At 41.5% G+C, this 19,200-nt stretch carries 16 protein-coding genes; 14 read left to right on the plus strand and 2 right to left on the minus strand.

Annotated features, from left to right (window positions below; genetic code table 11):
* The first annotated feature begins 112 nt into the window (after positions 1 to 112).
* From parA to Q0895_RS12920, 3 genes are all read left to right on the plus strand, one after another.
* Positions 113 to 751: a ParA family partition ATPase gene (parA, locus tag Q0895_RS12910; protein ID WP_198333365.1), complete on the plus strand. Its 639-nt coding sequence runs from the start codon at positions 113 to 115 to the stop codon at positions 749 to 751.
* Positions 752 to 754: 3 nt separating this feature from the next.
* Positions 755 to 964, plus strand: coding sequence for a plasmid partition protein ParG (locus tag Q0895_RS12915; protein WP_045448060.1), 210 nt, complete (start codon positions 755 to 757; stop codon positions 962 to 964).
* Between the two features lie 796 nt (positions 965 to 1,760).
* Entirely contained in the window at positions 1,761 to 2,687 is a 927-nt protein-coding gene (locus Q0895_RS12920) for a cation diffusion facilitator family transporter (protein WP_087813585.1), read from the plus strand.
* A gap of 186 nt (positions 2,688 to 2,873) precedes the next feature.
* Here the strand turns inward: Q0895_RS12920 and lnt are convergent, their stop codons facing one another.
* The gene (gene lnt, locus Q0895_RS12925) at positions 2,874 to 4,442 is read right to left on the minus strand and encodes an apolipoprotein N-acyltransferase (protein WP_238035573.1); all 1,569 of its coding nucleotides are present in this window, start codon (positions 4,440 to 4,442) and stop codon (positions 2,874 to 2,876) included.
* A gap of 239 nt (positions 4,443 to 4,681) precedes the next feature.
* Between lnt and Q0895_RS12930 the strand changes: the two genes are divergently transcribed.
* On the plus strand, positions 4,682 to 5,332 hold the full coding sequence (locus tag Q0895_RS12930; protein ID WP_011513677.1) for a DUF411 domain-containing protein: 651 nt from the start codon (positions 4,682 to 4,684) through the stop codon (positions 5,330 to 5,332).
* A gap of 805 nt (positions 5,333 to 6,137) precedes the next feature.
* Positions 6,138 to 6,860 (plus strand): CHAP domain-containing protein, encoded by a 723-nt coding sequence (locus Q0895_RS12935; RefSeq protein ID WP_011513678.1) that lies wholly within the window; start codon positions 6,138 to 6,140, stop codon positions 6,858 to 6,860.
* A 148-nt stretch (positions 6,861 to 7,008) separates the two neighbouring features.
* Here the strand turns inward: Q0895_RS12935 and cadR are convergent, their stop codons facing one another.
* Complete coding sequence (gene cadR, locus Q0895_RS12940) at positions 7,009 to 7,419, minus strand: Cd(II)/Pb(II)-responsive transcriptional regulator (RefSeq protein WP_060492340.1); 411 nt, start codon at positions 7,417 to 7,419, stop codon at positions 7,009 to 7,011.
* 142 nt (positions 7,420 to 7,561) lie between these two features.
* On the opposite strand from cadR, the gene Q0895_RS12945 reads away from it, so the two are divergent.
* From Q0895_RS12945 to Q0895_RS12985, 9 genes are all read left to right on the plus strand, one after another.
* On the plus strand, positions 7,562 to 9,778 hold the full coding sequence (locus Q0895_RS12945) for a heavy metal translocating P-type ATPase (protein WP_198333361.1): 2,217 nt from the start codon (positions 7,562 to 7,564) through the stop codon (positions 9,776 to 9,778).
* A gap of 121 nt (positions 9,779 to 9,899) precedes the next feature.
* The gene (locus Q0895_RS12950; RefSeq protein WP_058368779.1) at positions 9,900 to 11,948 is read left to right on the plus strand and encodes a heme lyase CcmF/NrfE family subunit; all 2,049 of its coding nucleotides are present in this window, start codon (positions 9,900 to 9,902) and stop codon (positions 11,946 to 11,948) included.
* Positions 11,949 to 11,954: 6 nt separating this feature from the next.
* Complete coding sequence (locus tag Q0895_RS12955) at positions 11,955 to 12,611, plus strand: DsbE family thiol:disulfide interchange protein (RefSeq protein WP_173240336.1); 657 nt, start codon at positions 11,955 to 11,957, stop codon at positions 12,609 to 12,611.
* Positions 12,608 to 13,177 (plus strand): cytochrome c-type biogenesis protein, encoded by a 570-nt coding sequence (locus Q0895_RS12960; RefSeq protein WP_045448069.1) that lies wholly within the window; start codon positions 12,608 to 12,610, stop codon positions 13,175 to 13,177. The genes Q0895_RS12955 and Q0895_RS12960 overlap by 4 nt, the downstream gene beginning before the upstream one ends.
* Entirely contained in the window at positions 13,174 to 14,454 is a 1,281-nt protein-coding gene (gene ccmI / locus Q0895_RS12965; protein ID WP_045448072.1) for a c-type cytochrome biogenesis protein CcmI, read from the plus strand. The genes Q0895_RS12960 and ccmI overlap by 4 nt, the downstream gene beginning before the upstream one ends.
* Positions 14,455 to 14,595: 141 nt before the next feature.
* The gene (gene lspA / locus Q0895_RS12970) at positions 14,596 to 15,303 is read left to right on the plus strand and encodes a signal peptidase II (protein ID WP_045448075.1); all 708 of its coding nucleotides are present in this window, start codon (positions 14,596 to 14,598) and stop codon (positions 15,301 to 15,303) included.
* A gap of 245 nt (positions 15,304 to 15,548) precedes the next feature.
* Entirely contained in the window at positions 15,549 to 15,911 is a 363-nt protein-coding gene (locus tag Q0895_RS12975) for a DUF3817 domain-containing protein (RefSeq protein ID WP_087813587.1), read from the plus strand.
* A gap of 548 nt (positions 15,912 to 16,459) precedes the next feature.
* A complete protein-coding gene (locus tag Q0895_RS12980) occupies positions 16,460 to 17,053 on the plus strand; it encodes a recombinase family protein (protein ID WP_011959997.1) in 594 nt (197 codons plus the stop codon).
* 306 nt (positions 17,054 to 17,359) lie between these two features.
* Positions 17,360 to 18,943, plus strand: a complete 1,584-nt coding sequence (locus Q0895_RS12985) for a Fic family protein (protein WP_087945737.1) — start codon at positions 17,360 to 17,362, stop codon at positions 18,941 to 18,943.
* The last annotated feature ends 257 nt before the right edge of the window (positions 18,944 to 19,200 follow it).

Raw genomic sequence — 19,200 nt, forward strand, 5'->3', positions numbered from 1 at the left:
ATACTTATATACTTATATACTTATATACTTATATACTTATATACTTATATACTTATATACTTATATACTTATATACTTATATACTCAATACATACTACAGGGATCTGTATTTATGAAGGTAATCGCGGTATTAAATCAAAAGGGTGGTAGCGGTAAGACTACCATCGCAACGCATTTGGCTCGTGGCTTACAACTAAAAGGTCATAGTGTTTTGTTGGTGGATAGCGACCAGCAGGGCAGTGCGCGTGACTGGAGAGCGGTTGATGAAGACAATCCGGTACCAGTGATCGGGCTTGATAGACCAACACTTGATAAAGATTTAAAAAGCGTTTCTGATAAAGATTACGTGGTGATCGATGGATCGCCGCAAGCTACTAGTCTGGCTATTTCTGCTATAAAGGCGGCTGATTTTATATTGATTCCGGTGCAGCCGAGTCCTTATGATATCTGGGCAACCAGTGATTTGGTTGATTTAGTACAGCAACGTATTGAGATGATGGATGGCCAACTAAAGGCGGCCTTTGTCGTATCACGCGCCATTCAAAATACCAATATTGGTAAAGAGGTGGCAACCGCGCTGCTTGATTATAATCTTCCGGTATTAGAGACCAGAGTGATGCAGCGAGTTGCTTATCCTAATAGTGCTGCCCTTGGTAAGACAGTATTTGATACCGAATCGCCTAATAGCAATGCGATACAAGAGATAACCGCATTGGTCAGTGAGATTCAAATATTTTTTGGTGAGGAGTAGGTCATGAGTTTATCAGCAGGTCGCCCTAGTAAGAACGTTAAGGATCAGTTAGCTCTATCGGATGTGACGGACAGTCCCAAAAAGACGGTACGCGTGAATTTTAATCTAGATGAAGATAAACACATTGCGCTCAAACGGTACGCGCTTGAAAGCCGAAAAACGGTTACTGAGCTGTTGACTGAAATGATTGATGAAAAGTTGGTTGAACGATAGATATAAAAAATCGGATTTTTTATACCTAAAAAAAGGATATGTATAAAAAACTCAAAAAACTATATATATCATCGAACGCTGTGTACCTTTCTAGTATCATCAGATGCTTGTTTTCTTAAGCCAGACGTAGAAGCAAGCTGCAAAAAAAATGCCCATGGCAAAACAAGCACTGTTTCCTATATCAGTACCATATAATAGAACCAAAAACGGTTAGCAGTGCTAAGGTATATTGCCCTTAATCAAAGCGTACTCAATAACGATTTAAGTTACACAAAATATAAGGGGCTTCTAGCCCCATCATTATTCTGAACCGCCCCGAGATTGTCGGAGACTCAACTTTCTGAGAGAATACGACAATGAAAAGACAAACCTACACTCCTGAGATTAAAAAACGCGCCGTTCGCATGCTGATTGAAGCATTAAACGATTACACCTCTATGTGGTCAACCATTCAAGTTATAGTACTGAAAATAGAATCTACTTTTGGAACATTGTGGTCATGTCATAAAAAGCGCACTAATGAAACCATACTAACCAACATTCAAGACTAAGCTACACATACTAAAGAGCTTGAACGTGAAAATAAGAAGCTTACGTAAGCCAGTTAGATTACAGTAAAAGCCGCTTTTTTCGCCCAAGGAGAGATAGGACATACAATCCAGTTGTGGCTCAGTTTATTGATAACAATAAGTGTGTCTACGGTATTAGAGCAATATTGACTGTGCAATATAGAAGATATGCAATAAAATTATTTTCTACCTTTAATAAAATGCAGCAACCTAAACAAGGGTAAATTATGAGTAATTCAGATAACCACAGTCACCAAGCTCCAAACCCTAAAAATATGAATAAGGCTTTCTATATTGGAATTGGTCTAAATTCTGCATTTACGCTCATCGAGTTCATAGTGGGCTACTCAACTAATTCATTAGCTTTAATCGCAGACGCTAGCCACAACTTAAGTGATGTTGCCAGTTTAATAATCTCGTTAATTGGAATGAAATTAGCACAGAAAGCATCTACTACGCTTTATACCTATGGCTACAAAAAAGCTTCTATAATGGCTTCTCTTATTAACGCCATATTGTTAGTTACAATCGTTATAGGTATTGCGTATGAGGCCTTGGGTCGATTTGATACCATACCGGAAGTTGCAGGAAAAGTTATTATTATTACAGCTCTAATAGGTGTATTTATAAATACTGTTTCTGCTTTTGCATTCTACAAAGGTCAAAAAGACGATATTAATGTTAAAGGTGCTTTCTTGCATCTAATGGTAGATGCATTGGTCTCTGTAGGTGTCGTTATCTCGGGCATTATTATTTACTATACAAGTTGGAATATCGTTGATCCTCTAGTTAGCTTGATTATTTCAGTCGTGATACTGTTATCGACTTGGGGTCTACTAAAAGAGAGTATCAAGCTTGCTATTGACGGAGTACCTCAAAATGTTGATCTCAGTAAAATCACTGCTATCTTAGAGAGCTATAAATTTATTCAAAACTTTCATCATCTGCACATCTGGGCCTTGAGTACCACTGAGAATGCTCTGACAGTTCATATCGTACCGAAGAGCGATGTGACATTAGAAGAGACTCTTATTATGAAAGAAAATATTAAGGAAGATTTGGCGCATCAGAATATACAACATGCAACTATTGAATTTGGTATTAAGGCAGATGACAATCAAAAATCGCGTGCATTAAATGAAAGTATCAACTAAAAGATGATAGACCGTATATAGCTATCTCTTTTTAAGTATGAGGCGCGTGCTTTATGTCGACATAATTTTTTCAATCAGTTCTTATGTGATCAATAGTTTAAAACTTTTATATTTACGTGCGTTAGGACGTTACCTAGAAAAAATAAAAAACTTACGCTGATTAAATTATTATAATTAAGTTTACTATTACCCTCGTCCTCTAAGTGTGGTTAGACCTTTGCCAAAATAGCTTAGTAGTAATAACAGAGTTATTATTATCAAGATAGGATAATTTCCCATAAGCATAAAGGGAGTGTTACCAACCCGTGCCTGTATCTCACCACGTAGTACAGTACGCTCAAACTGCGGTGCGCGTTCTACAATACGACCTTTATGGTTAATGATAGCGGTAACACCAGTATTGGTCGCTCGAATAAACCAGCGCCCGTTCTCAAGCGCGCGCATTTGTACCATTTGCAAATGTTGCAATGGTCCTGCTGAAGTGCCAAACCAGGCATCGTTAGAGACCGTCAACAAAAAGTCAGTATCGATGGCATTTTTACGCGTGGTATCTGGATAAGCTACCTCATAACAGATAGCCGTCCCTATATTGTGTCCACGCACCTTTAGAGGTGACTGCTGATCACTACCACGACTATAGCTCTTAATATCCTGACTACCGGCCAAACTTGGGAAAATATCGAGCACGCCTTCAAATGGAATATACTCTCCAAAAGGCACCAGACGCTGCTTCTTGTATAGGCCTTCCGCTTCTACACCTCGAGCAATCACGCTATTGTAAAATGGGGGATACTTATCCGTACTGGCATTGAATGCCGCTTTATCCTTATAAGGGATACCAGTTATCCATGTCGTATTGGTCGCATTAGCCATTTCTATCATTTCACTAATAAAGCCCGCAGCCTCATCCTGAAACATAGGAATAGATGATTCAGGCCACACCACAACATCACGTCCCCACTCAGTGCGTGTTAACTTCGCATAAATCTTTAGCGTTTCTACTTGATACTTAGTCAGCCACTTTATATCTTGTGAAATATTACCTTGAATCAATGACACTGACAGATCAGGTGTGCCCTTAGGTTTTGTCCATTGCGGATTGACCAGCCATAATGATGTGCTAATGGCTAATAACAGTACAGAAACGATGGCATAACTACTGCGCCGAAGCAGTAGCTCTACTAAACTTGCAGCCAATAGTATGGCAACAAAAGAGACGGCAAAAACACCAGCAACGGGTGCTAAGGACGATAACCAATACTCTTCAGTAAATGCATAACCAACAAACAGCCACGGAAAGCCTGTGAATAACCAAGTTTTTAACCATTCTTGTAGCACCCAAAGAGCAGCAAATGAAAAGGGTTGTTTGCCTACCATACGGTTAAAGGCTAGTGCTAAAAATCCATGAAACAGTCCCATACCGAGACCCATCAATCCAATCATAATCAATGCGAGCCACGTTGGTGTATCGCTATAATCATGGATAGCAGTATAGAGCCAAAAGCCGCCGACGCACCATAGCCCCATACCGTAAGCTTCACCGATAATAAAAGCGCGACGACCACTCATATTTGGCACCAACAGCGCATATAAAATCGCTGGTGACACTATTGCTAGCGGCCAGAACCCATAAGGCGATAATGCAAATAAAAAAATAGCCCCTGCAAGCCATGCTGCTACTAGCGTAAGCCATAGCGGTAATTGATTTAAGTGAGTACTCAAACGCTTTTGTAGACTAATAGTAGACAGGTGCATCGCAAATTATCCAAAATTATGAGCCTTGAATTTTTAATCAAAATCCAAAACTCAGATAGACCCGTTAATACTACAGGCAGCATTTCAAAATAAAAACTGCTTATGATACCAGTCCGCACTGCTCAATGTATAAATTTACGTACCCCGTTTGATGGGTTATTATGCTACATTACCAAACGATATGAAGTGTTACTTGACCTTCTATAGCTCACAATATCTACAGTACATGAGAGAGCACTATGACCCCCTTAAAAATAAAATCCAGTCTTATATTCAATCGTCATCTGTCTAAGGGGTTGCGTGGTACGCTGGTGTTACTTGCCGCCTCATCACTATTTGCTTGTAGCCAACCGAGTAGTGGCGTATCTGATGCAAACACAACATCAGTAACAACCGAAAATGCAACAGCTATCACTTTAAAGGAAGATGAACCAAACGCTAAAAGTGCTCACATGATGACAAGGTCAGTAAGTAAACCAGACCTACTAAAAAACGTCTCAGCTACGGTCTATAAAGATGCCAATTGCGGCTGCTGTAAAGAATGGATAAGTCATGCAGAAGATAATGGTCTAAGTGCAACCGCGCAAGATGTTGCGGACTTAGCCGTATTTAAAGAGCGCTACAGCGTTCCAACTGAGATGCGTTCTTGCCATACTGTAGTCACTACTGATGATTACGTCTTTGAAGGTCATGTACCTGCTAAGTATATGGCGCAGTTCTTAGAAAATCCGCCAGTACAAGCTATGGGTCTTGCCGTACCTGGCATGCCTGTTGGTAGCCCAGGTATGGAGTATCAAAATAAATTCATGCCCTATCAGGTTATGCAGCTCAATAAAGACGGGACGACCCAAGTTTATGCTGATATTGAATCGGTAGAGCAGCAATTATAGTGTGTTAGCAGTTAAGAATACTTTGATTATAGTGTTAGCGTTAAAAGTAAATGAGGCAGGTATAAGACTGTTCTATTGCTTATAAAATGATTCTTCATCAAAAAAATCATTAGCTATTGCGACTTTAAAAGCAAAAATAACTTTGAATTTGTAACTTTTGATGACAATGTAAGCGGATTTATCGGTTATTAACCCTTAAAATAGATAAATAATTAAGGGTTAATACAAGAATATACAGGATGTATCGAAACAATTACGTAATATTACATAAGCCAGTAGGGAATTAACATCTATATCTATATTAATATTATAAATTATTATATTATCTTAATAATTAGTTAGACCCTATATAGGGTAATTACTTCATCCAATAAAAAAACGTCTGAGGGTTAAATCTATAATTTAGATTTAACCCTCAGACGTTTTTTTGCTTATAAAACAGTAGAAATTGTTGTCAATTTAGTCAGCTATATTCTGTATATGTTACACAAACTTACATTGTAAAATGTGGAATATTAGCAATTTTTTCAACATCAAAAAAGTATTTTTGGGGTTTTTAAGGGTGATGACAGGCTAAACAGCCTATGCTAAAGTCGGCTTTGTGTTTTGGCCAGCAGCTTGATTTGCAACAGCTTCGTAAGACTTCAATGATGTGCTGTGATCGCCAATAATCATTTTTTATATGAATAATATGCAGCAGAAGTATCAGTCACTATGACGTATATATACTTGAGTTGTTGAAATTTAATTGACTGCGCTGTTGTTGATAACAGACCATTTTGAATTAACCGTAGGTATTAGATTTATGAAACAGGCTTTATTGATTTTGTCAGTACTGGGTATGGGCATAGCACAAACGAGTGGTGCTGCTATCACAATCTCTCAAACAAATAATACCATCACCAATACTTCTGTGGCATCAAACTACGGTTCATCAAAAAACATCTATAGCACTAGCAGTGGTGCTTATGTTTCTAGTAATGACGAAATCAGTCAAGCTATTAGCAACCTAAGTGCGCAGGCTAAGCAAAAAGAGAGTCGGCTTTCATCATTAAACAGCCGCTTATACGCTGAAAAACAACAGCAGCAAGTCAATACAGTTCCTGATAGCAATTCAGCCCCCGCTATCGCTGCTGCTCGTGCTTCACGAGTGGCTCTATCTGGTAGCTCTGGATACTGTGCCCGTTACGTACGTAAAGCACTACAATCAGCAGGTTATGAGTTCACCCCCAATCCTTCAGCCTATCAGTACGCCACTCGTGGCACGCTTGATAAAGCAGGTTTTAGCAAAATCAGTAATGATATGCCAACCCAAGTAGGTGATGTTATTGTCTATGATCGCTCATCAAAGCGTCCACATGGCCATATCCAAATCTTTGATGGCGAAAACTGGATTTCTGATTTCCGTCAGAACAGCATCAGCCCATACAGTGGTGTCTATGCTTATACCACATGGCGTGATTCAAAATACGTGGATGACGCATCCGCATCAGATCGAAATATCTACCTTGCTATGAATGATAAATAAGACCTGATAAGTCAGCACAACATAGTTATTATTTCCTCCAACCCCAGTAGTGATCTTAATATCATTGCTGGGTTTTTTTGTGCTTAACATCAGGGTGTATTTAACCTTTCATGATTTGATCAGTTAGAAATGAACACTACTGATATCATTACTCATGACAGGAATTATCGACCAGCGCGTTTAAGATGCCACATGATACTGCTGGTGCACTACTTGCACATTTCTGACGCAAAACAGTCAAGTGCTGCTTTAAGTGCATCAATTCTTCCATTCGTATTTCTACAGCATAAATTTGCTTATCTAGTAATGAGTTCACATCACCACAGTCTTTATCAGGTTCCTCCCAGTATTCAAGTAAGATTCTTACTTCGTCTAAAGCCATGTCAAGCGTACGGCAGTGTAGGATAAATTGTAGACGTTCAATGTGCTCTTCATTATATAAACGATAATTCCCTGCGCTGCGAGAAGGCTCAGGTAATAAGTGCTCCTTTTCGTAATAGCGAATGGTTTCCACTGTGGCACCTGTGCGTTTAGCGAGCTCACCAATTTTGATTGTCATAACAACCTCTATGATTTAAATGATTAAAGTGGCTGTAAAGACTGGCGCTAGAGAAATTAAAATTACGAAACTGTAGATGAATAACCTTGACTCTAAAGCCACTAGAGGGTTCATAATATCATTATTCAAAGGGTAAATTATTATGAAATATCATATTGAAGGTATGGACTGTGCCAGTTGCATCGGCAAGATTGAAACAGCTTTGAAACGTATGCCTGGGGTTTCTGATGTTCAGCTGAATTTCGCTACAGAAACGCTAGAGCTAAATTTAGCCCCTGGTGCGCCGACTCAGGCTAGTGATATCGAAAAAACCATCAAAAGCCTAGGGTTCGGTATATCTGCCAATACTGGTCAACAAACTGTATCGGCTATTGATATTGACAGCGACAATCAGATGGCTCCGCAGGATAAGCGGTGGTGGCAAACTCAAAAAGGCAAACAGGTTGTTGGTCTCGGTATTTTGATGGGCAGCGCTTATGCACTGTCACTACTGTTCCCCGCTTATGGGATATGGGTGTTTGCCATCGCTGTGATTGTAGGCGTTTTTCCATTTGCACGCAAAGCCTTAGCACTGGCTAAAACAGGTTCATTCTTTTCAATTGAAACGCTGATGTCCGTCGCCGTGCTTGGCGCACTTATCATTGGTGAAGCTGAAGAGGCCGCAGCGGTTGTCTTTTTGTTCTCAATCGGTGAACTGTTTGAGAGTATCGCTGCTGATCGCGCTCGCGCTGGCATCAGAGCCTTATCATCGCTGGTTCCGAAAAGTGCGATTTTACTTGATGCTCAAGGTGGGCAGCGTAACGTTCCAGCGACTTCACTACAAGTGAATGACCTTGTGCTGGTGCGTCCTGGAGATAGGGTATCTGCTGATGGTTCCATTGTTCAAGGTGCGTCCAGCCTTGATGATTCGCCCGTGACGGGAGAGTCTGTTCCTGTTGCCAAGACGATGGGTGACAATGTATTTGCAGGGTCAATTAACATCGATGGTGTGCTCCAAGTGCGCGTAGAAAAGACAGCCGCCGATAACACTATTTCGCGCATTATTGATTTGGTAGAGCAAGCGCAAGCTTCCAAAGCACCCACTGCCCGTTTTATTGAGAAATTCAGTCGTTACTATACACCGGCTGTGATGGCTATTGCCGCCCTAATTATCATCGTCCCACCGTTAACCATGGGCGGAGATTGGTCAACTTGGTTATATCGAGGTCTAGCCTTATTATTGATCGCTTGTCCTTGTGCTCTTGTGCTCTCAACACCAGCTGCTATCGCCTCTGGTCTAGCGGTCGGTGCGCGCCGCGGCTTGCTGATCAAGGGCGGTAGTGCTTTAGAAACCATCGGCCAAGTGAAGACAGTCGCTTTTGACAAGACAGGCACTTTAACTGAAGGCAAACCACGCGTGACCGATGTTGTTGACATTACACAAGAGTATTCAAGTGTTCAAGGTCAGGATTCTCAGGATCAGGGTTCTCAAGGTAAAGATAAGGTATTGGCGCTCTTTGCCAGTGTGGAGACAGGTTCTAGTCACCCGCTTGCTGAAGCCATTGTCAGTCATGCCAAAGCCGCCAAAGTTGTCATACCTGTGGCTTCTAAAGCTTCTGCTACTGCGGGTAAAGCGGTACACGCAACTATCGCTGGGCGCGCGCTAGCTATCGGTTCGCCTGTTTATGCCGCAGATGAGGCATCAATTTCAGCCGAGCAACAGGCACAAATCGAGGCGCTGCAAAATGAGGGCAAGACCGTCTCAGTTCTTTTCGATGAGCAAAGTCGAGAAGTGCTTGGATTGGTCGCACTAAGAGACGAGTTACGAGACGACGCTCATGAAGGTGTGGCTCAACTTAAAGCGATGGGTGTGCGCTCCGTCATGCTAACAGGCGACAACCGCTTAACCGCTCAAGCACTTGCCAGTAATTTAGACGTGGAATGGGAAGCTGAGCTGTTGCCTGAGGACAAACTGCGCTTGCTTAACGAGATGAAGAATAACAGCAAAATAGCGATGGTGGGTGATGGTATTAACGATGCGCCAGCACTAGCAACCGCTGATGTTGGCATCGCGATGGGTGGTGGTACCGATGTGGCCATTGAGACGGCCGATATCGCATTATTGAAAAGTCGGGTTACAGACATGGCTCATCTGATTGCACTTTCGCGTGCCACCATGCGCAACATTCATCAGAACGTCATTTTCGCTTTAGGTCTCAAAGGCGTCTTTCTGATCACGACCGTATTCGGCATTACTGGACTATGGATTGCGGTTCTAGCTGATGCTGGAGCAACAGTGCTCGTTACTCTCAATGCGTTACGTTTACTGCGCTTTAAAGGAGCGCCTCCAATGGTAACTGCGCCTAAAGTAGTTAAATAAAACCCTTCGAAATCAATTAAAAACTAGAGATAGCAGCAGATTTCGGGGGTGGGTTCTAATAATAAAAATTCCACCGCTACAGTAAACTGCAACCGCATTAGAGTAAATAAGGTTAGACCGTATGTTGATTACAGAATTGGGCTATTTTGCCTTGCTTACCGCTTTTGTATTGGCGTTATTGCAGGTAATTCTGCCAACTATTGGTGTTATTCGTAACCAAGTTGCTTGGCAACGACTAGCCCCTAGCTTAGCTTGGGCACAGTTTGCCGCCATGATAACGTCATTTGGCGCTTTGATAGCAGGTTTTTATTATAATGATTTTAGCCTCAGTTACGTCGCGCAGCATTCCAATACGCTGTTGCCTTGGTACTATAAGTTATCGGCGACATGGGGCGGACACGAGGGCTCTTTGCTGCTATGGATGACCATCATGGCCACATGGTGTGCACTGGTATCATACTTTAGTCGCGGCTTGCCGTTATCAATGCGTGCGCGGGTACTAGTTATTTTGGCCGGTGTACAGTTAATGATGCTAACAATGCTGATATTTACCTCGTCACCGTTTGAGCGTACCTTACCCAATCTAGCGGTCGATGGCGCTGATTTAAATCCCGTCCTACAAGATTTCGGTCTGATTATTCATCCGCCCATGTTATATATGGGCTATGTGGGTATGGTAGTGCCTTTTGCATTTTGTATGGCGGCATTGTGGGAAGGGCGTTTAGATGCTGCTTGGACACGCTGGTCACGTCCATGGGCGCTCGCGGCTTGGGGATTTTTGACCATTGGTATTGCACTGGGCTCGTGGTGGGCCTACTACGAGCTTGGCTGGGGCGGTTGGTGGTTTTGGGATCCGGTAGAGAACGCCTCGTTTATGCCTTGGCTTGTCGGCTTAGCATTGCTGCATTCATTAGCAGTCACTGAAAAGCGCGGGGTGTTTAAAGCATGGACCATCATGCTGGCTATTTTCGCCTTTGCCTTAAGCTTGCTTGGCACGTTCCTGGTACGCTCTGGAGTCCTTACCTCAGTGCATTCGTTTGCCGCTGATCCGACGCGTGGTTTGGTTATCTTAGCTATTCTTGGCATTATCATCGGTAGTGGTCTATTGATGTTTGCCGTTCGCGGTTGGCGTTTAACCGTTGAAAGTCAATATCAGCTGATTTCACGTGAGTCCTTTTTAGTGATCAACAACGCCATCATTTTGATTGCAACCTTAGTGGTGTTGCTCGGCACCCTCTATCCTATTATCGCTGATGCCTTTGGTTTAGGACAAGTGTCCGTCGGCCCTCCTTATTTTAATGCATTATTTGTACCTTTAACGTGGCTGTTATTAATAGCTATGGGTATGGGCTCAAATATTCGCTGGAAAAAAGACACCCGTCCACTACTGGGTATAGGCATGGTCATCGCCGTTAGTAGCTTAGTATTAGCCGCCATTATTACTTACTTTGTTAATCCATCGTCTATGCTTAATATTGGTGTGACTTTAGCCGTTAGCTTTTGGGTACTGCTATGGATGGCAGTTGATTTTAAAGATAAAACTAAGAATGCGCCTAATCTTTTTAACGGTTTGCGGCAGTTGCGTCTGAGCTATTGGGGTCAACAGACTGCTCATATTGGCGTATTGGTTGCTGTCATTGGCATAGCCTTTACTAGTAGCTTGAGTATTGAGCGTGACGTAGCAATGGGTATTGGCGATACAGTCAATGTTCAAGGTTACGATTTTGAAGTAACTGAATTTTTTGAAATAAAGGGGAGTAACTTTGATGCAACGCAAGCTGAGGTTGTAGTGACTAAGAATGGCCAAGAAGTGGCAACGCTATATCCTGAAAAACGTACGTATATTATCAGCACTATGCCAACAACTGAGGCCGCTATTGACCCCAATCTTATGCGCGATGTTTATGTCGCACTGGGCGAACCTATTGCCGATGGTAGTAACCAATGGGCATTAAGGATTTATGTAAAACCATTAATTCGCTGGATTTGGTTAGGGGCAATTATCATGGCTCTAGGTGGATTAATTAGCATGCTTGATAAACGATACCGCATCAAAAAAGTTAAAGCTCCATTGCTAGTTACTGGTGATCTGGCTACTGATGGAGTCAATGAGGTAGCTATTGAACAGGCAATCTCAGCATCGACGATGTCGACACTAAAGGAGAAATAAATGACTATGTCGAATAATACTCCTGAGCAAAAAGATAGCCAAAACAGTAAGCAGCGTAACCCAAAGACAATGAAAAAAAAGCAGACGAAGCTATGGTTCTTAATTCCGCTTATCCTCTTTTTTGGTTTGGTAGTTATATTGTACATGCGCTTAGGTAAACCAACAGACATTGTGACCAATACCGCTCTTGAGCGTCCGGTTCCTACCTTTGAGCTGCCGTTATTAGCAGATACTACCCGTACTATCACCAATGATAATTTGCCGGATAAGCCGTTTTTACTTAATGTTTGGGGCTCATGGTGCCCAACTTGCGTTATTGAGCATCCGTTTTTAATGCAACTAGAAGAGCGCGGCGTTGATATCGTTGGTGTGAATTATAAGGATGAGATTGGTAATGCGCTCAGTTACTTAAACCGAGGCGGTGATCCATTTTCTATGTCTATTCAGGATTCATTGGGTCAGTTTGCTCTAGACTTAGGCATAACTGGTGCGCCCGAAACCTTTGTTGTGGATGGAGATGGCATCATTCGTCAGCATATTGTTGGTGAGGTTAATGAAGCCAATTGGCAACAGCGTGTTAAGCCGTGCCTGACCGTACTTAATGAGGCTAATAAGAACAACGATAGTCCTGATCTCATTCAGGTTGAGGAGATGTGCAAATGAACGTTATTCGAATAAGAGCTCCTCAACTAAAACCCAATATAGTTTTAAAACTAGCAAGCTTAATACTAGCGTGTCTGCTTAACATGACGGCAAACGCAGCTATTGACGTATACGATTTTGACTCACCACAGCAAGAAGCTCAGTATCGTGGATTAATAGAAGAGTTTCGCTGCCCAAAATGCCAAAATCAAAACCTTGCAGCCTCTGATGCACCGATTGCACAGGATCTAAAGCAAAAAGTCTATGATTTAATTAAAGATAGACGTAGTGATGCTGAAATACGCGTCTATATGCAAGAGCGCTACGGTGACTTTATTAGCTACAAGCCGCCTATGCGACCATCAACATGGATCCTATGGTTTTTTCCACCACTATTATTGCTCGTCTTAATTATTGGTTGGTTTTGGCAAAGTAAGCGTCGCCAAGTTGTTGCCCGTGGTCAAAGCGGCGTCACAGTGAACAGTACTGCTGCCTTGACCTCTACGGAAAAGGCTGAGCTTGATCGTCTATTATCGCAAGCTGAGAGTGTCGACCACGACATTACTAGCCTAGAGGACAAAAAATGACTCTATTTTCTACTTTTGGCTTATTTGTAACTCTAAGCTTGCTGATTGCTCTTATATTTGCGCTGATTGCTATTATGCCATGGCTACGAGCACCGCGTTTGCAGTCCAAACCAATAGACAATCAACTGCTAGATATTAATGTTGCAGTATTTCGCGAACGTTTAGCTGAGCTACAAACAGATAAAGACAGCGGTACTATTAATAATAGCCATTATCAAAATCAAAAGCTGGAGCTTGAGCGTCAGCTATTAGATGCGCAGCGTCAGATAACACCTATGGTCACCCCTGATGTCAAAAGCCGTTTAATTGTCGCAGCTTGGATCCCAATATTGGCTGCAATGGCGTATTTACTAATAGGCAATCGTACGCCCGTGTTTGATTTGTGGACAGCTGAGGACAAAGTAGGACAAGTGGCTGACGACCTATTGACAGCTAAAATTGACAAGCCGCCATCATGGGCGTTTGAAGATGGTCGTCAACTGATTAGCGCCATGCAAACCAATGTTCATCGTAATGCTGATGATCCTAATCGCTGGATGCGCCTATCCGAGCTTTTCTTATCTATGGAGGCAACTGATTCTGCGCTGGAAGCCTTATCTCGTGCCTATCGTTTAGCTCCTGAAAATGAAGAAATCGCCACCACTTATGCTCAGACTAGCTTTTTCGTTAATGAAGGTCAGTTAGACGCCAATATTCGCCGTGTATTACAAGCTATATTAGCTAAGAATCCGCAGCATGAACGGGCTCAAATGCTCATGGCAATGGGTGAGACTCGTAGTAGTAACTTTGCCCAAGCGCAAGGTTGGATTAAACGCTTACAAGGCAGCATTGTGGCCAAACCAGGTGATCATACTAAAGCTTTAGCAAGCTTAGATGAGTTAAGCAACTACGTTAGCACGCAAGAAAAGCAAGCGCTAGAAGGTATTGACGTGACAGTGAAAATTAACGCTAATTTATTACCGTTAGTGAAAGCTGATGATGTGTTGTTTGTTGCGATACGTGACGTTAAAGGAGGTCCACCGTTTGCCGCCAAACGTTTACCCATTAGTGTTATTGAGCAAGGTGAGGCCAGTATCCGCTTAAGCAATCTTGATGCGATGATGCCAGATCGCACGTTAAATTCAGCTCGTAGTGACAAAACTCAGTTAGCAGTCGTTGCTCGTATTAGTCATAGCGGTAATGCCATAGCAGAGTCAGGCGACTTATCGGGTAATCCGATAGTGATTAGTGCTGAACAGACTCAGGTTAATATTGAAATCAATCAACAGATTCCCTAATAAAAAATTATTACCGTAAGTTTCATAATACCAGAGCGGTAAGTGGAGCCGTTTTTAAAAGTGGCGCTATTAATAGTCGTATACTAAAAACATATACGTTTAACATTGTTCATTGTATAAACACAGATAAAGAAAACAACTATGACTGAATCTACCGACAGATTAGATAGTACTAAATTGAATAGCGTTGAATCGGCTAGTACTAATATTGCTGACAATAAAGTACCTATAGCTGTGAGTAGTACTCATCAATCAATTGACTCTAAAACCATGAATCATACGCCTAAAGCTATGTACGTAACCTCAGGCAACTCGATAACACCTAAAGGTAAGTTGAATAAAATGCCAAAAATGGTTGCCAATGGCAGTCGCGCTTTTATCTGGTATTTGTTGGCGATAATGGTATTAATACTTGATCAATGGACTAAGTGGTTGGCCCAAACCAAATTAGCGTTCAATGACCCCGTACCGGTCATTGAACCATTTCTCAACTGGACACTCGCTTATAACTATGGGGCAGCATTTAGCTTTTTAGCCGACGCTGGCGGTTGGCAGAAATGGTTTTTCTCAGGCTTAGCTTTTGTAATGGCTATCTTTTTAACGGTTTATTTAATCAAAGCGCCACGTGCAGCCAAGCTATTGTCCATGGGGTTAGCCTTAATGCTCGGTGGTGCGATTGGCAACTTAATCGATCGTTTAAGAATTGGTAAAGTGGTTGACTTTATCCATGTGCATTATGCTGATGTCTGGAATTATCCTATTTTCAATGTTGCAGATATAGGTGTCTGTGTCGGTGTCGCATTGATTATAATTGACATGATATTTTTAGAAAGTAAGCGTAATAAATAAGCACATTGATGCCGATTATCACAAACAAAATGAACTAGCGTCGTAGTCACTCTATACGGAAAAATACTTTTTATACTTGAGTATGTTTATAAAATGTGAACTGGAAGGTAATGTATGACTGGTATAGGTACTCACTCATTTTAGGTCTTAAAACCCAATACTTAAAAGCTCTGCGTAGAGCCATTATTATAGAGACATTGAATAATCCATAAATTCTTTATTGATAATAACAAAAGGAAAATATAGTGTCACAGGCTCAGCCAACTATTGAAAAAATTCACAGCCTTAGAAAAAAACAAGAGACCGCGTTAAAAAGTCTTACCCTTATAGGCTACCTAGAAGGCACCTCTTTCTTATTATTGCTCTTCATCGCCATGCCACTAAAATATATGCTGGATATTCCAGAAGGTGTGAAATACATCGGTATGGCACACGGTATTTTGTTTATTACCTATATCATAATACTTATAGGCTCAGCTATCAAAATGAAAATGCCTCTTTGGGCAATACCTGCGGGCGTACTCGGCTCACTCTTACCTTTTGGCCCATTTATATTCGATCATTTACTAAAAAATAACTTACAGAAAAGTGTAAGTAAAGAAGCCTAGAACAAGCTCTGCTACAAATGATACAAATGATACAAACGTATATTATTACTCAAGATTATTTTTCCTAACTAAATTACAAGCCGCCATCACTCATCATGGCGACAAATGAATAATATTGAGCAGAAATTAATCACAATAAAACTTTGATTCAGACCCAGTATGAATAGTCTTACACTCTAGTTACTTTTCCAACTTATCTTACATACTATCGACAAACCCGTCTTGTTTAAAAGCTAAACAGGTTTTGTCATCCGCGATGGATTTCCTGTTATCGTAGGGTATACCCCAAGGAAACCAGTTATTTTACCTTTCAAACCTATTAACAGACTACTTAAAGCAGACTGTTAGCATGGAACCATCTATAACAGACTTTTGAATTATAAGACTGGCTGCTGTGCTTTTTTCCTATCATTAGCCTATACCCAAAACATAAAACCTTTAAATGATAATCTATCTATCATTAGACTTTTTTATATTATTAAATGATAGTAATATCTTGTTATTATCAATGAGCACTAATTATTAAGTCTAAATAATAGAGGTGGGTTATGACTGTTCGTATTTATGTGAGAGCCAGCACTAAGGATCAAGACGCTACCAGAGCATTGGCTGATTTGGTGGCTTTCAGTACAAGTTATGATGATAACCATGTTGAGTACGTCGAGCATTTCAGTGGTACAAAGCTCGATAGACCATTATTAGCCAAGCTGCTAAAGGACGCTGAGCAAGGCGATATTCTACTGGTTGAAAGCGTGGATAGATTAAGCCGATTATCTCAAGATGATTTTGCAATTCTAAAGCAGCGTATCAAAGACAAAGGCTTGCGATTGGTGGTGGCTGATCTACCAACGACGCATACAGTTAATAATGGCATGACAGGTGAGATCCTAACAGTGATTAACCATATGCTGATCGACTTATTAGCAACGATGGCAAAGCTTGATAACGACAAGCGTAGAGAGCGTATCAAGCAGGGATTGGCTAACAGTGGCTATAAGCCCTCCGGTAAGAAGCCTAATACAACGAAACACAATCGTATTAGAGAATTAGACAGTCAAGGCAATATGACAAAAGAGGAAATCGCTAAGGCAGTTGGTGTTGGCGTAGCTACTGTTTACCGGGTGTTAAAGCCAGGCTCATAGCTGAGGTATTTTATTTTATTTTTGTTCATAAACAGCTGATATATAAGGCTTTACACGCGAGGCAAGAAGGCTTTATTTGCAGAAATAGGTACTCTATTACTACGTAGCTGTGTTAAGAACGGTGTATTTTCATCATTCAATTTCGTTCAATTATGCCCACTTAAAACGCCCTTCGATCTTTATCTAAAGACATCACAGCGTCATATAAAAATCGATTTAATGCAATGAGGCTTCATTATAATCATTATATTGCATTCATAATCGCTTTTCTGCAAAATGGCTTATCTATAATCGCTTGAGCCCCTCATGATGAATACCCCTACTTCAGACCCTATTGGCGCAGCATGGCTTATCCGTTATGCCAGCATCGAGCTGGTTTCGCCTTTATATGTCAGCAGTAGTATCGGTGGGCGCAGGCAAACCTATAAAGACGGTGATGTCATCCATAATGCTTATCAGGAAACCGCGCGTCCACTGGACACGATCATTGCGCACTTACAGTTTCACATGCGTCATGAAGTACTGAATTTGGAGTTACTGGCTCGTCTGTTTGAGCAGATAGGGGCTAATGACGTACAAGCATGGGTAAACGCTGAGCCCACAGGCAGCTATGCCCGTAGAATGGCTTTCTTGTATGAATGGCTCATGGGTCAGCAGTTAGCAGTACCGAGTAATTTAGGCGGTAACTATGTGGATGCTCTAGATGCTAAGAAGCAGGTTACTTCAAGCCCTGCGCATGTCATAAAGAATGCTCGTTGGCGTATCAATGACAATCTTGCAGGAACCCGTCATTTCTGTCCTCAATTGGTGAAAACAGAGTTGTTTACGCAAGCCGCTGCACTCGATATTGCCACAATGGTTGACAAGCTGAACGATGAATTTGGGCAAGACTTACTGATGCGTGCCTCCGTATGGATGACATTACGAGAGAGTAAAGCCAGTTTTACTATAGAAGGTGAAGGGAAAGAGTTAAAACGTATTGAACGTTTCGCCGATGTGATGGCACGGCGTACCGGCAAGGGCGATATTCCGCTTGATCCTGAGTCGCTAGCAGAGTTGCAACAAGAGATACTTGGTAGCAAAACGGTCATCCAGCAGTATGGCGTCCGTCAATCTCCAGTTTTTGTGTCGCATACCCAGGTGAATGGCTTTAAAGAAATTGTGCATTATATCGCGCCACCTGCTGATGACATTGCTAATAAGCTAGCAGGATTACAGGTATTTATGGAGAAGACTGAGGGACAATCAGCACTGATGCGTAGTGCTGTTGTCTCCTTTGCCTTTGTGTATATTCATCCATTAGCGGATGGCAATGGCCGCGTACATCGCTTTTTAATTAATGATGTCCTTAGACGAGACCAAGTCATTCATGAGCCGATTATCCTACCTATATCACAAGCCATTGCTGAGCATCCCTCAGACCGTCATGCCTATGATAAAATCTTAGACCGTGTCTCTGTGCCCCTTATGAAGCAAATCCGTGATCATTACAGCTTTGATAAACAAGCGATTACTTACCCTGATGGTATTCGCTCAAACTTAAATTTTGAAGACAGTCACCTTATTCAACCGGCATGGCGCTTTATGGACCTGACGCCTCATGTTCAGTACTTATCAGGACTGATTGCGCATGTTATTGAAAAAGAGATGCATAACGAGTCACAGTACCTAAGACAACATGACCATGCACGACTGGCGATAAAAGAGATTATTGAGATGCCCAACAGCTATGCCGATAGAATCATTCGCAGCATGCTACAAAATAAAGGTGCTAAAAGTAATAAGCTACTTAAGGATTATCCGTTTTTGGCAAATGAGGCAGTTTGGGATGACATTTTTGCTGTCGTTGTAGAAACCTTTAAAGATGAGACAGATGATTTGAATAGGTAGGGGAAACCCTGCTATACGCAGGGAAGCCTACTTTGATAATCAATCTGGTATAAATATCATCGTTGCGATGATGATTCGGCTATAAGAGATTCGGCTGAAATACCATAGCCTAAAACGTAATCAATATTTTTCTTGACCCTATTTACGCTAATAAACTACTTAAAACAGACTGTATAAAAGGAACTGCTGATAACAGACCATTGTAATTTGACAAGCCTTGATACAGATAGTCAAAATGATTTTGAGTATTTGAGTAT

Source organism: uncultured Psychrobacter sp. (assembly GCF_947495825.1).
Taxonomy (GTDB): Bacteria; Pseudomonadota; Gammaproteobacteria; order Pseudomonadales; family Moraxellaceae; genus Psychrobacter.

Excerpts from the sequence above, each read along its gene's own strand:
- parA (WP_198333365.1), top strand. The coding sequence starts at position 113 with ATGAAGGTAATCGCGGTATTAAATCAAAAGGGTGGTAGCGGTAAGACT.
- Q0895_RS12915 (WP_045448060.1), top strand. The coding sequence starts at position 755 with ATGAGTTTATCAGCAGGTCGCCCTAGTAAGAACGTTAAGGATCAGTTA.
- Q0895_RS12920 (WP_087813585.1), top strand. The coding sequence starts at position 1,761 with ATGAGTAATTCAGATAACCACAGTCACCAAGCTCCAAACCCTAAAAAT.
- lnt (WP_238035573.1), bottom strand. The coding sequence starts at position 4,442 with ATGCACCTGTCTACTATTAGTCTACAAAAGCGTTTGAGTACTCACTTA.
- Q0895_RS12930 (WP_011513677.1), top strand. The coding sequence starts at position 4,682 with ATGACCCCCTTAAAAATAAAATCCAGTCTTATATTCAATCGTCATCTG.
- Q0895_RS12935 (WP_011513678.1), top strand. The coding sequence starts at position 6,138 with ATGAAACAGGCTTTATTGATTTTGTCAGTACTGGGTATGGGCATAGCA.
- cadR (WP_060492340.1), bottom strand. The coding sequence starts at position 7,419 with ATGACAATCAAAATTGGTGAGCTCGCTAAACGCACAGGTGCCACAGTG.
- Q0895_RS12945 (WP_198333361.1), top strand. The coding sequence starts at position 7,562 with ATGAAATATCATATTGAAGGTATGGACTGTGCCAGTTGCATCGGCAAG.
- Q0895_RS12950 (WP_058368779.1), top strand. The coding sequence starts at position 9,900 with ATGTTGATTACAGAATTGGGCTATTTTGCCTTGCTTACCGCTTTTGTA.
- Q0895_RS12955 (WP_173240336.1), top strand. The coding sequence starts at position 11,955 with ATGTCGAATAATACTCCTGAGCAAAAAGATAGCCAAAACAGTAAGCAG.
- Q0895_RS12960 (WP_045448069.1), top strand. The coding sequence starts at position 12,608 with ATGAACGTTATTCGAATAAGAGCTCCTCAACTAAAACCCAATATAGTT.
- ccmI (WP_045448072.1), top strand. The coding sequence starts at position 13,174 with ATGACTCTATTTTCTACTTTTGGCTTATTTGTAACTCTAAGCTTGCTG.
- lspA (WP_045448075.1), top strand. The coding sequence starts at position 14,596 with ATGACTGAATCTACCGACAGATTAGATAGTACTAAATTGAATAGCGTT.
- Q0895_RS12980 (WP_011959997.1), top strand. The coding sequence starts at position 16,460 with ATGACTGTTCGTATTTATGTGAGAGCCAGCACTAAGGATCAAGACGCT.
- Q0895_RS12985 (WP_087945737.1), top strand. The coding sequence starts at position 17,360 with ATGATGAATACCCCTACTTCAGACCCTATTGGCGCAGCATGGCTTATC.